This is a genomic window from Janthinobacterium sp. BJB446, from assembly GCF_002735655.1.
Classification (GTDB): domain Bacteria; phylum Pseudomonadota; class Gammaproteobacteria; order Burkholderiales; family Burkholderiaceae_D; genus Janthinobacterium; species Janthinobacterium lividum.
Genome location: NZ_PDZK01000001.1, coordinates 1,926,867 through 1,940,322, shown reverse-complemented (window position 1 = coordinate 1,940,322; position 13,456 = coordinate 1,926,867). Strand labels below are relative to the sequence as shown.

16 protein-coding genes are annotated in these 13,456 nt (G+C 61.9%); 11 read left to right on the top strand and 5 right to left on the bottom strand.

Translation table 11 applies throughout. From position 1 onward, the window contains the following. Window positions 1-99 precede the first annotated feature (99 nt). Window positions 100-540 (bottom strand): acyl-CoA thioesterase, encoded by a 441-nt coding sequence (locus CSQ92_RS08600; RefSeq protein WP_205412592.1) that lies wholly within the window; start codon window positions 538-540, stop codon window positions 100-102. A 135-nt stretch (window positions 541-675) separates the two neighbouring features. Here CSQ92_RS08600 and CSQ92_RS08595 point away from each other — a divergent pair, with 135 nt between their 5' ends. The 3 genes from CSQ92_RS08595 to CSQ92_RS08585 are packed head-to-tail and all read left to right on the top strand — an operon-like array spanning window position 676 to window position 2,862. Further along, window positions 676-1,410: a GntR family transcriptional regulator gene (locus CSQ92_RS08595; RefSeq protein WP_099394634.1), complete on the top strand. Its 735-nt coding sequence runs from the start codon at window positions 676-678 to the stop codon at window positions 1,408-1,410. Beyond that, entirely contained in the window at window positions 1,385-2,152 is a 768-nt protein-coding gene (locus CSQ92_RS08590) for an SDR family NAD(P)-dependent oxidoreductase (protein ID WP_257219166.1), read from the top strand. Before CSQ92_RS08595 ends, CSQ92_RS08590 begins: the two co-directional genes overlap by 26 nt. Before the next feature lie 17 nt (window positions 2,153-2,169). Then, window positions 2,170-2,862: an aspartate/glutamate racemase family protein gene (locus CSQ92_RS08585; protein WP_099393861.1), complete on the top strand. Its 693-nt coding sequence runs from the start codon at window positions 2,170-2,172 to the stop codon at window positions 2,860-2,862. On the opposite strand, the gene CSQ92_RS08580 is transcribed toward CSQ92_RS08585, so the two are convergent. Beyond that, window positions 2,859-3,329, bottom strand: a complete 471-nt coding sequence (locus tag CSQ92_RS08580) for a heme-degrading domain-containing protein (protein WP_034786432.1) — start codon at window positions 3,327-3,329, stop codon at window positions 2,859-2,861. The two genes, CSQ92_RS08585 and CSQ92_RS08580, sit on opposite strands and share 4 nt — an antisense overlap. Window positions 3,330-3,423: 94 nt before the next feature. Here CSQ92_RS08580 and alkB point away from each other — a divergent pair, with 94 nt between their 5' ends. From alkB to CSQ92_RS08550, 7 genes are all read left to right on the top strand, one after another. Further along, window positions 3,424-4,086 (top strand): DNA oxidative demethylase AlkB, encoded by a 663-nt coding sequence (gene alkB, locus CSQ92_RS08575; protein ID WP_099393860.1) that lies wholly within the window; start codon window positions 3,424-3,426, stop codon window positions 4,084-4,086. 91 nt (window positions 4,087-4,177) lie between these two features. Further along, window positions 4,178-5,089 (top strand): GTP cyclohydrolase FolE2, encoded by a 912-nt coding sequence (gene folE2, locus CSQ92_RS08570; protein WP_218964043.1) that lies wholly within the window; start codon window positions 4,178-4,180, stop codon window positions 5,087-5,089. A 33-nt stretch (window positions 5,090-5,122) separates the two neighbouring features. After that, on the top strand, window positions 5,123-5,290 hold the full coding sequence (locus CSQ92_RS29010; protein ID WP_180276970.1) for a hypothetical protein: 168 nt from the start codon (window positions 5,123-5,125) through the stop codon (window positions 5,288-5,290). Between the two features lie 87 nt (window positions 5,291-5,377). After that, window positions 5,378-6,196 (top strand): class D beta-lactamase, encoded by an 819-nt coding sequence (blaOXA, locus tag CSQ92_RS08565; RefSeq protein WP_099393859.1) that lies wholly within the window; start codon window positions 5,378-5,380, stop codon window positions 6,194-6,196. Continuing rightward, window positions 6,193-6,588 (top strand): hypothetical protein, encoded by a 396-nt coding sequence (locus CSQ92_RS08560; protein ID WP_052140493.1) that lies wholly within the window; start codon window positions 6,193-6,195, stop codon window positions 6,586-6,588. Before blaOXA ends, CSQ92_RS08560 begins: the two co-directional genes overlap by 4 nt. 85 nt (window positions 6,589-6,673) lie before the next feature. Continuing rightward, a complete protein-coding gene (locus tag CSQ92_RS08555) occupies window positions 6,674-9,121 on the top strand; it encodes a penicillin-binding protein 1A (protein WP_257219165.1) in 2,448 nt (815 codons plus the stop codon). Window positions 9,122-9,176: 55 nt separating this feature from the next. Then, complete coding sequence (locus CSQ92_RS08550) at window positions 9,177-9,620, top strand: Imm70 family immunity protein (protein ID WP_176384150.1); 444 nt, start codon at window positions 9,177-9,179, stop codon at window positions 9,618-9,620. 83 nt (window positions 9,621-9,703) lie between these two features. Here CSQ92_RS08550 and CSQ92_RS08545 read toward each other — a convergent pair whose 3' ends face one another. The 3 genes from CSQ92_RS08545 to CSQ92_RS08535 form a co-directional block, all read right to left on the bottom strand. After that, entirely contained in the window at window positions 9,704-10,438 is a 735-nt protein-coding gene (locus CSQ92_RS08545; protein WP_099393856.1) for a hypothetical protein, read from the bottom strand. Then, on the bottom strand, window positions 10,438-11,010 hold the full coding sequence (locus CSQ92_RS08540; RefSeq protein ID WP_099394632.1) for a hypothetical protein: 573 nt from the start codon (window positions 11,008-11,010) through the stop codon (window positions 10,438-10,440). Before CSQ92_RS08540 ends, CSQ92_RS08545 begins: the two co-directional genes overlap by 1 nt. Before the next feature lie 78 nt (window positions 11,011-11,088). Continuing rightward, window positions 11,089-11,376, bottom strand: coding sequence for a putative quinol monooxygenase (locus tag CSQ92_RS08535; protein WP_070256952.1), 288 nt, complete (start codon window positions 11,374-11,376; stop codon window positions 11,089-11,091). A gap of 355 nt (window positions 11,377-11,731) precedes the next feature. Here CSQ92_RS08535 and CSQ92_RS08530 point away from each other — a divergent pair, with 355 nt between their 5' ends. Further along, window positions 11,732-13,423, top strand: coding sequence for an AIPR family protein (locus CSQ92_RS08530; protein WP_099393855.1), 1,692 nt, complete (start codon window positions 11,732-11,734; stop codon window positions 13,421-13,423). Window positions 13,424-13,456: the final 33 nt, after the last annotated feature.

The following is a 13,456-nucleotide window of genomic DNA, read 5'->3' as shown; positions in this document are numbered from 1 at the left end:
GCAAATCAGGAGCGAAATGCATGTTGCACTGCGGAGGCGCAAGAAAAGCCCCGCATCTTCGCTGAACGGCGCGCAAAACGGCGCTCCAGGCGTCCGCGTTCATGCGCCGGCCGCGACGATGGCCGGTTCGTACGTGGCCAGGAACTCGGGCGGCAGGCGGCGCGCGCGGCCGCTGCTCAATTCGATGCAGATCAATTCCCAGCGTCCGCGCACGACGGTGGCGCCGTCGCTGTCGCGGATCAGCTGGAAGCGCCGTTCCATGCTGGAGCGGCCATCGCTGGCGCACAGCCAGGTAGCCAGCGTCAGCGCTTCGCCGGCCCGCGTCGGCAGCAGGTAGTCGTATTCGCCGCGGCGTATCGCCATGGCCCGGTCCAGGCGCCGGTAATCGTCCAGGTCCAGTCCCAGGGTGGCCGAATGGTGCCAGGCGATATGCTCGCACCAGCGCACGTAGACGGCGTTATTCGTATGCTGCAAACCGTCGATGTCACCCGGTTCGGGCGTGACGGGCAGGGTATGGGCGTGCGGATAATCCCAGTTCAAGTGCATTCCTTTCGAGACGGTGGCGGCTGATTGTACGGTCTGGCGGCGCTTCCTGTCTCTGGCGCACGCATGGAAAAACACTGTTTTTCACATTGATGTATGATGCATCATAATTTTTCAAAGATCAAAAAACGCATGAATCATCCATTGGACAGTCTGGTGCACGTCAACCTGGGCAAGTCCGTGTACGCCATGCTGCGCGAAGCGCTGGCGGCCGGGCGTTTCCAGCCGAATGACCGGCTGCGCATCCGCGAGCTGGCGCTGCAGCTGGGCACCAGCGTCACGCCCGTGCGCGACGCCATGCTGCAGCTGGTGCAGGAAGAGGCGCTGGTGCTGCGCTCGCCGCGCGACTTCCGCGTGCCCGTGCTGAGCGTGGCGCGCTACCTGGAAATCCGCGCGCTGCGCCTGGAACTGGAAGGCCTGGGCGCGGCCGAGGCGGCGCAGCGTATCGACGGCGCCACCCTGGCCGACCTGGAACGCCTGCTGCAGGCGAATGAAGAGGCCATCGCGCGGCACGACCTGGCGGCGGCCCTGCAATGCAACCAGGCGTTTCACCTGGGCCTGGCGCAGGCGGCCGGCATGCCGACCTTAAAACGCTTCGTCGACCACCTGTGGATGCAGACGGCGCCCCTGATCGCCGCCGGCTACGCCAGTTTTTCGCCCGACATGCGGGTGGGGCACCACCACGCCATCATCAGCGCGCTGCGCCAGCGCGACAGCGCGGCCGCGCGGCGCGCCATCGAACAGGACATTCTCGACGGCGGGACGCAGATGCTGGCCTATGTCATGCGCCAGGAGCGCATCCACGCCGGCGCAACCGGACAAGAAGACGACGAGGAAGAACATGACGAACATCCAGCACACGATTGAACAGAACATGGAACAGAAAACCGCCATCGTCACGGGCGCCAGCCGCGGCATCGGCCACGCCGTCGCGGAGCGCTTTCGCAGCCTGGGATGGCGTGTCATCACCGTCTCGCGCAGCCCGATTCCCGGCGGCTGCCCGCGCAGCCAGGAGCACAACACGCATGTGTGCATGGATTTGTCGGACCTGAGCCAGATCGGGCAGATGGTCGAGACGCTGCGCCCCATGCTGGGCGACTCGAAACTGCACGCCCTGGTCAACAATGCGGGCGTGTCGCCGAAGGGACCGGGTGGCTCGCGCGTCAATTCGCTGACCACCGACATGCAGACGTGGCAGGAAATGTACAACACGAATTTCTTTGCGCCGCTGGCCCTGACGCGCGGCTTCGCGCAGGAATTGTCGAATGCGCATGGCGCCGTCGTGAACCTGTGCTCGATCGCCGGCTACCGCGTGCACCCGTTTGCCGGCTCGGCCTATGCCAGTTCGAAGGCGGCGCTGGCGTCGCTGACGCGCGAAATGGCCAACGACATGGCGCCGCTGAACGTGCGCGTCAATGCCATCGCGCCGGGCGAGATCGATACGGCCATCCTGTCGCCCGGCACCTCGCACATCGTCGACACGCAAATCCCCCTGCGCCGCCTGGGCACGACGGCTGAAGTGGCCGACTTGGTGGAGTTCCTGTGCAGCGAGCGCGCCTCGTACATCACGGGCGCGGAAATCCCCATCGACGGCGGCCAGCGTATCTAATTGAAAAGGAAGATCGCATGACACAGCATATCGGCATCGTCGGCTGCTCGGCCGAAGGCGCAGCCCTGTGCTACCGCACGATCTGCGAAGAGGGCGCGCATGCGCTGGGGGCATATGAACACCCGGAAGTATCGATGCACACGCCGTCGCTGGCGCGCTACGTGGATTGCCTGAACGGGGGCGACCTGGCAGGCGTGGCCGAACTGATGCTGGCGTCGGCGCGCAAGCTGGCCGCCGCCGGCGCCGATTTCCTGATCTGCCCCGACAACACCATCCACCAGGCATTCGAGCTGATGGCGCCCCGTTCGCCGCTGCCATGGCTGCATATCGCGGACGTCGTGGCCAGCGAAGCGGCGGCGCGCGGTGTCCGGCGGGTGGGCCTGACGGGAACGCGCTGGCTGGTCGACAGCGCCGTGTATCCGGACAGGCTGGCCGCGCGCGGCATCGCCTGCGTGCGGCCCGGCGAGGACGAGCGCAGCGAGATCAACCGCATCATCATGGAAGAACTGGTGCCGGGCGTGGTCAAGGGGGACAGCGTGGCGCGCTTCCAGGCCGTCATTGCCGGCTTGCGGGAGCAGGGCTGCGACGCCGTCATCCTCGGCTGCACGGAAATCCCGCTGATCATCAGCGACGCCAATTCGCCGCTGCCGACGCTCGATTCCACGCGCTTGCTGGCGCGCGCCGCCTTGCGCCGGGCGCTGGAAAACTAGCGTTCCAGCTGCGCCTGCAGCGCGGCCACCACCAGTGCGTGGTCGTCGGCTTGCGCCAGGCCGGAAACGGTCACCGTGCCCACCAGTCCCACGCCGCGTATCAGCAGGGGGAAGGCGCCGCCGTGGCCCGCGTACTCGATGTCATCGAGGTATTTCACGTCTTCGAAGGTGCTGCCGCGGCTTTTATACGAGATGCCCATGTAGTAGGAGCTGCGGCAAAAGCGCTGTACCGTATTGTTCTTGCGGCGTATCCAGTCCGCCTGGTCCGCCGTGGCGCCCGTCATGGCGTGGTGGAACAGGATTTGACCGTTGCGCGTGATGTTGACGGTGACGGCCTTGCCCCGCTTGCGCACTTCCTCGACGATCCACAGGCCCACGGCCAGCGCGGCATCGTTGTCGAAGCGTTCGAATTGCAGGGATTCTTCCTGTTGCGCCAGGGTTTGCAGCAGATCGGCGTAATGATCCATCGTGGAGGCGGGTAGTAGTGGCTGGAAGCGCTACTGTAGCGCACCATGGGGCAGCCGCGCGCGCTTTTTCCGTGGCGCGGCTAAAATAGGCCGCATGAACCTGTCCCTGTTTGCCGATGAAGACCAGGCCCCGGCCGGGCCGGCGCCGCTGGTGCCTGGCTCTTCCGCCTCGGTGCTGCTGCGCGGTTTTGCGCTGCCGTATCTGGACGAGGTGCTGCCGGCGCTGGACGCCATCGTGCTGGCGGCGCCCCCGCGCCACATGGCCACGCCGGGCGGTTTGCGCATGTCCGTTGCCATGAGCAATTGCGGCCCTCTCGGCTGGGTCACGGATGGACGCGGTTACCGTTATGCGCGGCTCGATCCGGCCAGCGGCCTGCCTTGGCCGCCGATGCCGCCCGTGTTCCTGCGCCTGGCGCGGCAGGCGGCGCTGGCGGCCGGCTATCCGGGATTTGCTCCCGACGCCTGCCTGGTCAACCGTTATGCGCCCGGTGCGCGCATGGCCCTGCACCAGGACCGCGATGAATGCGATTTCACCGCGCCCATCGTCTCCGTCTCGCTGGGCTTGCCCGCCACCTTCCTGTTCGGCGGGGCGGAGCGGGCCGACAAGGCTGCTCGCATCGGCTTGCTGCATGGCGACGTGGTGGTGTGGGGCGGCACCGATCGCCTGCGTTTCCACGGCGTGGCGCCCCTGAAGGAGGGCGAACACGCGGTACTGGGTTCGCAGCGCATCAATTTGACGTTTCGCAAGGCTAGCTGATCTGCCCATTTGCCCTATTAATGCAAGTTTCTTGCAAATGTGATTGTTTTTCTCCATGATATGCAACTTGTTTGCATATGGAGCCACCAACATGAAGCGCGATCCGATTTCCTCGCCCCTGCCCGACGTGGCGGCCGGCCCCCATCTGGGCAGTCCCTTGCCGCTGGAGTGGGTCGGCATGCAAGGCATCGCCTTGCCGCTGTGGCTGGAGGAGGGCGGGCAGGCGCAGCAAGTGCATGCCTGGGCCGACGTGCACGTGGATTTACCCGACCCGCGTGTGAAGGGCATCCACATGTCGCGCCTGTACCTGCTGCTCGATGCGTTTGCCGCAGCGCAGCCGCTCGATGCCGGGGGCCTGGCCGCCGTGCTGCGGCGCATGGTGGACAGTCACGCCGATTGCGGCAGCACGCAGGCGCGCATGGCACTGGCCTTTCCCTTGCTGCGGCGCCAGCCGGCGCTGCTGACGGCGGGACTGTCGGGCTGGAAATCGTATCCCGTGCGCCTGCAGGCCAGCTGCTCGCCACAGGGCTTTGCGCTATCCCTGACGGTGGAGATCGGCTACTCGTCGACCTGTCCGTGTTCGGCGGCGCTGTCGCGGCAACTGCTGGCCGACGCCTTTGCGGCGCAGTTCGGCGCGGGCGGCATTGACGGCGCGGCCGCCCGCGCCTGGCTGCAGGAGCACGCCAGCCTGGCCACGCCGCACAGCCAGCGCAGCACGGCGACGGTCACCGTGCCATTGACGCAGCAGGCGGAGCTGGACCTGTTCCCCCTGATCGACCTGGTGGAAGCGGCGCTGGCGACGCCGCTGCAGACAGCCGTGAAACGGGCGGACGAACAGGCGTTTGCGCGCCTGAATGGTGCTAATCTGATGTATGTGGAAGACGCGGCCCGCCGCGTGCAGGCGGCGCTGGCGCTCAGGTACGCGCAGGCCAGCGTTAGCGTGCGGCATATGGAAAGCCTGCATCCGCACGATGCCGTGGCGCAGACGGGCAAGCTTGCCTGAGCTTTTCACCCAACCACCGTGGAGGAGGACAGCATGCCGGAGAAAATCGAGCGGGAGCCTGACGAAGGTAGCCTGGAAGAGGAACTGGAGCGGGAGCGGCGCGAACATGCGCTGATCGATGAGGAAAAGCTGGGGATGGATGAGCTGGAGGAAGAACATCTGAAGCGGGAGCGCCCGCCGGGCGGGCTGGCAGGGCGCTAGAATCAAGGCGACGTCATCATCGCTGGCATCGCGCCGCGCCGCCCGGTACAATTTCGCTTTGTCCTTCTCCCCCAACCCCGGAGGCTCATGAAATATCGCGCATTGTTCCCGTTCATCCTCGGCCTGGCAGGCGCTATTCCGGCCGCCTCGCAAGCCCAGGCCGCCACCATCTGCACCGCCATGGCCGATGCCAAAACGGGCGCCGTCCTGCTGCAAGAGGGCAATTGCCTCGACCGCGTCACCCCCGCATCCACGTTCAAGATCGCGCTTAGCCTGATGGGCTATGACGCCGGTTTCCTCAAGGACGAGCACAAGCCCAGCTTGCCATACCGCCAGGGCTATGTGGACTGGGGCGGCGAAGCCTGGCGCCAGGATACGGACCCGTCGCGCTGGATGCAGTATTCCGTCGTCTGGTATTCGCAGCAGATCACGCAGGCGCTGGGCGCCGAACGCTTCCAGAAATACGCCAAGGCTTTGCGCTATGGCAATGCAGACCTCTCGGGCGACCCGGGCAAGGACAACAGCCTGGAACGCTCGTGGATCAGCTCTTCGCTGAAAATCTCTCCGCTGGAACAGCTGGGTTTCTTGCGCAAGCTGGTCAATTACCAGCTGCCCGTGACGAAGCAGGCGATGGAAGCAACCCAGCGCCTGACCCGCCTGGCAGACGTGGACGGCTGGCAAGTGCATGGCAAGACGGGCGCCGCTTTCCCGCGCAAGGCAGATGGCAGCTTCGACGAAGCACATGGCTACGGCTGGTTCGTGGGCTGGGCCAGCAAGGGCGAGCGCAGCATCGTCTTTGCGCGCCTGGTGCAGGACGAGCAGAAAGGCCAGCAGTCTGCGGGCTTGCGCACGCGCGAAGCCATGCTGAAAGAATTGCCGGCCCTGCTGGAGCAGGCGCAGAAGTGACGGCCAGCATCGTCGCCGCCACCTTCATCGCGACCGAGGGCGAGTACCTGGAAGCCATCATCGAGGTGGGCGGCCAGCGCCTGCATGTGATGGACGAGTTCGGTGGCGGGCAGATGGCCGCCGGCGCGCACGTCCAGCTCGAACTGTGGCCCATGCCCGGCGAGATGGATGACTGGGACGCCATCTTCCGCGCCAACCCGGGTGAAGAAAAACGCCTGCAGCGCCTCGATGGCTGGCGCTACCTGGCGTTGGGCGTCGTGACCCAGGTTGATCCCGTCATCTGCGACTGCGGCCTGTTGCAGCTGGAAAACCCGTTTACGACGCATGACGCGCGCTGCATTGGCGCCTATGTCGGCGTCACCCTGGCCCGCCTGGATGCTTGCCTGCCGTAAATTCCGGCCCGCTTTGTTGCCCGCCCTATATACTTGCTGAAACGGATTTTCCGGCATCAGACAAGGTACAGGCATGGCATCAGGCATGGAGCAGTTTCAGGAAAAAGCACGGCAGGCATTCATACGGGCGCGCGCGCAGGCATGGCGCGTGGCGCGTGCGGGGTGGGCAAGGGCGGTGGCGCTGTACCGGCGCGGCCGCGCGCATTTGATGACCTTGCCGCCCGTGCGGCGCGCGCTGGTGCTGGCCTTATGGTCTTTCCTGGCCGTGCTGGCGCTGCTGACTGCATACATGCTGCTGCTGATTCCCCTGACACCGAGCATCCACGACTTGCGCCAGGCGCGCGCGGCCGCGCCGAGCACCATGGTCAGCGCGGATGGGCAGGAACTGGCCCGCTTCGACCAGGGCTTGCAGGAACGGGTCACCTTGAAACAGATTTCGCCGAACGTGATCAGCGCGCTGATCTCGACGGAAGACCACCGCTTCTACGACCACCACGGCATTGACTTCACGCGCACGGCGGGCGCCATCTTGCACACTGCGGGAGGCAATCCCCAGGGCGGTTCCACCATCACGCAGCAGTTGGCGCGCAATATGTTCCCCGAAGAAATCGGCCGTTCGCGCAACCTGAACCGCAAGCTGAAGGAGCTGATCACGGCCCTCAAGATCGAGGCCACCTACAGCAAGACGGAAATCCTGGAAGCGTACCTGAACACCGTACCCTTCCTGTACAACACCTACGGCATCGAGATGGCGGCCCGCACCTACTTCGACAAGCCCGCCTCGCGCCTCGATATCCTGGAAAGCGCCACCCTGGTCGGCATGCTCAAGGGGACGAATTATTACAATCCGGTCGGCAATCCCGAACGCTCGCTGCAACGCCGCAACGTGGTGCTGGGGCAGATGCGCAAGCATGACGTCATCGACGAGGCGCGCTACAAACAGTTGATCAAACGCCCGCTGCGCCTGCATTTCGAGCGCCAGAGCGAACGGGCGCAATCGGATAGCCATTTCACGGCATATGTGCGCAAGTGGCTGATCCAGTGGGCCGACGAGAACGACTACAACCTGGAACTCGACGCCCTCGTGGTGCACACCACGCTCGACTACGACTTGCAGCAGGCGGCCGAGCGCGCCGTCGAACGCCAGGCGAATGCCTTGCAGGCGATTGCCGACGTGGAATGGAGCCGCGCGGGCGTGCCGTCGTCCACCTCGACAGGCATGTACGCGGGCATGCAGGGCGGCAGCGTGCCGTTCGATTATTTCTGGAAATCGCATCCGGCCCTGCTGGACGCCTTCGTGCGCGAGTCGGGCGACTACCGCAAGCTGACGGCCGCCGGCGCCACGCCGGACGACGCGCTGGCGCAACTGAAAGGCGACCGCGCCTTCATGGCGGCCCTGCGCAAGTCGAAGACGCGCCTGGAAGCGGGCTTTACGGCCATGGATCCGGCCACGGGCGCCGTGCGTGCCTGGGTGGGCAGCCGCGACTTTGCGCGCGAACAGTTCGACCATGTGTCGCAGGCGGCGCGCCAGCCCGGCTCCACCTTCAAGCCCATCGTGTATGGCGCCGCGCTGGAAAAGGGCTTGAGTCCCGAGCACGTCTACCGCGACGCCGTGATGGATATCAAGGCGGCCGACGGCACGATATGGCGCCCGACGGACATGAGCGGCACCACGGGGCGCGACATGACCATGCGCGACGGCCTCGTCTACTCGAAAAACACCATCACGGCGCAGGTGATGCAGGACGTCGGCTTGCCGCCCATCATCAAATTGGCGCGCGCGCTCGGTATCCGCGACAGCAAGCTGGAAAAAGTGCCGTCGCTGGCGCTGGGCACCAGTCCCGTCACCTTGCTGGAAATGGTCAACGCCTACGCCAGCATCGCGGCCCAGGGCGAAGCCCGCCTGCCGTTTGTCGTCACGCACATCACCGACCGCGAAGGCAAGGTCATCGCCCGCTTCGGCGAAGACAAGCCCAAGCGCGCCATGCAGGCAGCATCGGCGTCTACCTTGACGGACATGATGCGCGGCGTCATCGACCGTGGCACGGGCACGGCGATCCGCAGCCGCTTCGGTATCCGCTCCGACGTTGCCGGCAAGAGCGGCACCACGCAAAACAATGCGGATGGCTGGTTTATCCTGATGCACCCGGAACTGGTGGGTGGCGCCTGGGTCGGTTTCAATGACGCGCGGGTCACCATGCGCAGCAATTACTGGGGCCAGGGCGGCCACAACGCCGTGCTGGTGGTGGGCGACTTCTTCAAGACGGCGCTCGACACGGGCAAGCTGTCGCGCGACGCCATCTTCCCCGGCGGCAAGCCGCCACCGCCGCTGCGCCATGTGGAGCCGGTCGAAGAGCCCGAGGATGAACCGGTGGAAGAGCCGGGCGATTTGCTGCAAGAGGGCGCGCCGCCGGCGCCGCTGGCCATGCCGGCCGAAGGCGACGGCGGACAGGAGTCGCATGGCAAGGCGGTGCCGGAGCCGGCCCCAGCCCCGGCACCGCAGCCCGCTCCAGTGCCGGCGCCGCAAGGCTGAGCACCGGGGTGTTGTGGCGTTTTATTGATAGCGACTGATAGCGGGAGCCATGCGGATGATTGCATTCAAACACGGCAGTGTCATCACTGAGATTGGCTTCGAGAATGCGTTTTACTCCCTGTTTTCCACGGTGGCCGTCCACCTGGAAGACGGCCGCTGGGGTTCACGGTTTCCGCATATCATGGAAAAACTCTACCAGGGCAGGCTGGACGCCGCAGATGCGCCGGCTGCCTGCCTGCAAATACAGGCCATCAAGAGAGGCCTTGCCGCGCTGGCGCCGACGGAAGTCGTCTGGGATATGCATGACCGTGCGAAGGAACCGCCCTGGGGGAGCGCCATCGGCCCCAACGTGACGTCCATGGCAAATTACCATGCGACGACGGCCGGCCGGAATCTGCTCGACGAGATGGCAGGCTGCGTAGCGGCGCTGGCCGCACTTGGCGGGATGCTGGAGATTATCCCGTTTGACGGCATTCCTCCATTTTACTATCCCGACTAGCCAGCCTCAGGCCGGGATATGCTGACTCCCGGACGGCCGCCGCGGCATGACCATGCGTGAGTGTCATGGCGGGAATGGCCGGTCTACAGCGTATTGCGCCTCAAGCCCGCTTCCCGCACGAACACTTGCAGCGCAGGCATGGTCTGCCGGTGCAGCGCTTCCAGTTCCGCATCCAGCGCGGGCCGGATGACGAGGCTGCCGTCGGCCTGGCGGTGCACGGGCAGGCCCAGCGCCTGCGCCATTTCCACCGGGTAATTCGTGAAGTCTCCGTACGGGCGTTTGCCGTCGACGGACGGGGTGGGCCAACAGCCTTCGGCCAGGTAGTCTTCCGCCGCCATGCCCAGCATTTCCAGCGGCAGCCACGACTGCTGGCGCAGCAGTTGCAGGTGCCGGGTGGTAAACGTGAACGGCGCCTTGCCGTTGGCGTAGCTGCCCGGCTTCAGCCTGGCCATCTGCACGAAGTGGGGCAGCAGCAGTGCCGCTTCCATCAGGCGCTGCGCGGCCAGCGCCGCATCCTTGCCGGCGATGGCTTGCATGGCCAGTTCCAGGGTATCGCCTTTGCCCAGTGGGTAGGCCGGATTGAGCATGGGCGCGCCGCTTTCCACGGGCGACCAGCCGATGTTGAAACGCCGTATCAACGCCAGATGGTGCACATTGAGCACCTTGGGCAGCGGAGCGTCGAGGGTGGCCAGGATGCGCTGGCGCACGGCGCGGGGCAGGCCGCCGCCGTCGGCTGCGCGCGCGAGCATGGGCGAACATAGCAGGGCGCCGGCGAGGCGCAGCAGCTGGCGCCGCAGGGGCTGGATCAGGCGCGGCATCACGGCGCCGTCAAGTCCTGGCGCTGGAATTCGATGCGGTTTTCCTGGTAGTCCCACTTGGTGTAGGGGCCGAACACGCGCCGGTTTTCCTTGCTGTCGGCATTCGACAGCTCGCGTTTCATGCGCCGTACCAAAGCGGGATCCGTGAGGGGCGCTGTCGTGGCGGCGAAGACGTCATGCCGCACGCTTTGTTTGGCATCGGCGCCGCGCGAAATGATGGTGAGCTTGCGCGAGGCCGGGTCGAAGTACAGGCGCATGGCGAAGGTATTCATGTCTTGCAGATACAGGCCGTCGTCGCGCTGCTGGGCATAAAAATAGTCGCCGCAGACGGCCTTCGGCTCGCGTTTCCATTCGCAGGACAGGGCGATCAGCAGATGCCGCTCATCGAGTTGCTTGACCGAAATGCGTCCTTTGGAATAGCCCCAGGTGCTGGCCGGCACGGTCGCCGACGAGGCAAGATTGTATTCGCCCACCAGCTTGGCCAGGGGGAGGGGAGATTGCGCCGATGCGCTGATGCAGAGCGTCAAGGCGGCTGCCGCTGCGGCGCCGCGTATCTTGGTAAATGGTGTCATGATGGCCATAAAGAAAAGTTGCCATATTATAGATGGCAACTTTTCAATCTGGCCACGCGCTAGCGCAGCGCGCCGGCCTTACTTCAGCTTGCTCAATTCCGCCACGTCGATTTTGACGGCCTTGCCCTCAGTGGCGGCCACCAGGGTCAGGAAGTGGGGTGTCGCATAGTGCGCCGTCAGGGCCGCCTTGTCGGCCCATTCTTCCAGCATGATGAAGCGCGTGGGAATCTTGTTGTCGAGGTGCAGTTCGTAGCGCAGGCAGCCGCTTTCCGCGCGGCTGGGCGGCACGACGGCTTCCAGGGCGGCGCGCACGGCGTCGATATGGTCGGCTTGGGCATCGATGGTGGCGACGACGATCAGGGTCATGGTGTTCCTTGTGGTTGGGGTTCCGGCAGCTTAGCGCATCTGGCGCTTCCTTGCCGGCCATGCCCAGTCTGGCTGCGCCGAAACAGTTTCTGTTGTAGAAATGAAATGAGCTGTTTTGTTACGCTGGCACCGCCGCTTGCGCCTCTGTTTCCTCGCTGATCTCGCTCAATATGGCGGAGCTCAATGCAGCGCACGCCCAGTGATTCTAGGTAGCTGAACAAATAGCTTCTTAGTATTCCGTAAATATGTCCCCCTACGATTCTCATTCGGCGGTCAGTATTGATGGTATATAAAAATACTGGAACTGTCCTCAGGTACGGTAGAATGTTTTTATATTATCGACTGGGAGGAAAATATGCATCGTATCGTGAAAGCACACTTGGAAAGTTTTGTGTCGAGCTTTGGACTTGACGCTGATGATGAGGCAACGCAATTCGAAAAATTTGCGACGTATTGTGTACTTTCGAATCGATATAGCTCAAGTTTCGATCTTGACGACGTATCAACTGGTGAAGGCGATGAGGGGATTGATGGAGTGGCTCTCGTCATTGATGAGATCGTTATCCCATCAGCCGATGATGCGCATAGTGTTTTTTTGACGCCAAGGCGTAACCATGACGTTGATGTTGTTTTCGTTCAGGCTAAGAGATCCGAAGGCTTCGATCTTGGCGATTTTTTGAAATTTAAAGAAGGTATTCTTCGTTTTGCAACGCAAAGTCCTTTTGCCGCTTTAGATGAAAATCTTGTCGAAGCACGCTCAATTTTTGATGTTGTATTGAAGGAAGTGCCTAAGGTGCGCAATGGTAAGCCCTCTCTTATAGCACGCTATGTTACAACCGGGCACTATCAAGCTCCCGCTGCATTGGAAACAGCTCTTAGAGATTTCTTGATTCAACTACATGATTTAGGTTTATTTCATGAGATAGATGTGAGGTTTGTCGATCGTGATGAATTGACTAGACTTTGGGTTGGCACCTATTCAGGAATCAATGCGAGTCTTCCAGCTTTTAGTACGGCCGCTTTGCCAAATATTGCAGGTATTGATGAGGCCTATCTTGCTGTAGTTAAAGCAAGCGACTTTGTTGGGAATCTTTTGTTATCTGAAGATGGTAATCTGCGCACTCAGGTTTTTGAGGAAAACGTTAGATCATTCCTCGGCTTAGAAAATTCAGTAAATCAATCTATTGCTGCGACTCTCGCTTCAGATGTTGCCAGTAGATTCCCGGTTTTGAATAATGGAATTACCATTGTTTGTCCTGAAATGAAGCTTCAAGGTACTACTCTTCATTTGACAAATTTTCAAATTGTTAATGGGTGTCAGACGTCAAATGTTCTTTTTGAGAATAGAGATATCCTCAAAGATGTGATGGTTAATGTGAAAGTTGTAAAAACACAGTCGGAAGATGTTTTCTCCGAATTGGTTCGTGCTACCAATAGCCAAACAAAAGTTGAGGATACCCAATTCCTTTCATTGCGGCCTCTTATAAAGCGTGTGGAGCAGTATTTTAACACTTATAACGGTGCAGAAAGTCGCCTTTATTTGGAACGTAGAGATCGTCAATATGTTGGTCAAGACATCCCTGCAACTCGAATATTTTCTCTGCACAATGCTGCAAAGTGCGTGGCAAGTATGTACTGTAATCGACCAGAATTTGCCTCAAGATACCCTAAGCAAATGTATGAGGAGCTAACTGACGTCATGTTTGATGATTCAACGCGAGAAATGATATTTTATGCTGCCTGTTTAACCATGTATCGGTTCAATTTGCTGGTTTCAAATAGCACCATTCCACAGAACATGAAAAGATTTAAATGGCATATGTTGCCGTTGGTTCGTGCTGTAGTTTCGGAAAAAACCGTTTTGCCACTTAACTCGAAAAAAGCCGAGCAGTCTGCTGAGAAAATTATTAAGGTGATGGGTCAGCATGGAAAGAAAGCAACGGAGGTATTTGAAAAAATCGTTGAAATTTGTCAGTCAATGGGCGAAGTGTCAAACGATCGCCTGAAGCGTCAGGCAATTTTGGCTGAGATGCTAGATAAGATTTAAGGAAGGTGTTTTTTATATTTGTCCGGTTCTATT

Coding starts and splice junctions, on each gene's coding strand:
- CSQ92_RS08530 (WP_099393855.1), top strand. CDS start 11,732: ATGCATCGTATCGTGAAAGCACACTTGGAAAGTTTTGTGTCGAGCTTT.
- CSQ92_RS08585 (WP_099393861.1), top strand. CDS start 2,170: ATGACACAGCATATCGGCATCGTCGGCTGCTCGGCCGAAGGCGCAGCC.
- alkB (WP_099393860.1), top strand. CDS start 3,424: ATGAACCTGTCCCTGTTTGCCGATGAAGACCAGGCCCCGGCCGGGCCG.
- CSQ92_RS08545 (WP_099393856.1), bottom strand. CDS start 10,438: ATGCCGCGCCTGATCCAGCCCCTGCGGCGCCAGCTGCTGCGCCTCGCC.
- folE2 (WP_218964043.1), top strand. CDS start 4,178: ATGAAGCGCGATCCGATTTCCTCGCCCCTGCCCGACGTGGCGGCCGGC.
- blaOXA (WP_099393859.1), top strand. CDS start 5,378: ATGAAATATCGCGCATTGTTCCCGTTCATCCTCGGCCTGGCAGGCGCT.
- CSQ92_RS08580 (WP_034786432.1), bottom strand. CDS start 3,329: ATGGATCATTACGCCGATCTGCTGCAAACCCTGGCGCAACAGGAAGAA.
- CSQ92_RS08535 (WP_070256952.1), bottom strand. CDS start 11,376: ATGACCCTGATCGTCGTCGCCACCATCGATGCCCAAGCCGACCATATC.
- CSQ92_RS29010 (WP_180276970.1), top strand. CDS start 5,123: ATGCCGGAGAAAATCGAGCGGGAGCCTGACGAAGGTAGCCTGGAAGAG.
- CSQ92_RS08550 (WP_176384150.1), top strand. CDS start 9,177: ATGATTGCATTCAAACACGGCAGTGTCATCACTGAGATTGGCTTCGAG.
- CSQ92_RS08595 (WP_099394634.1), top strand. CDS start 676: ATGAATCATCCATTGGACAGTCTGGTGCACGTCAACCTGGGCAAGTCC.
- CSQ92_RS08590 (WP_257219166.1), top strand. CDS start 1,385: ATGACGAACATCCAGCACACGATTGAACAGAACATGGAACAGAAAACC.
- CSQ92_RS08555 (WP_257219165.1), top strand. CDS start 6,674: ATGGAGCAGTTTCAGGAAAAAGCACGGCAGGCATTCATACGGGCGCGC.
- CSQ92_RS08540 (WP_099394632.1), bottom strand. CDS start 11,010: ATGACACCATTTACCAAGATACGCGGCGCCGCAGCGGCAGCCGCCTTG.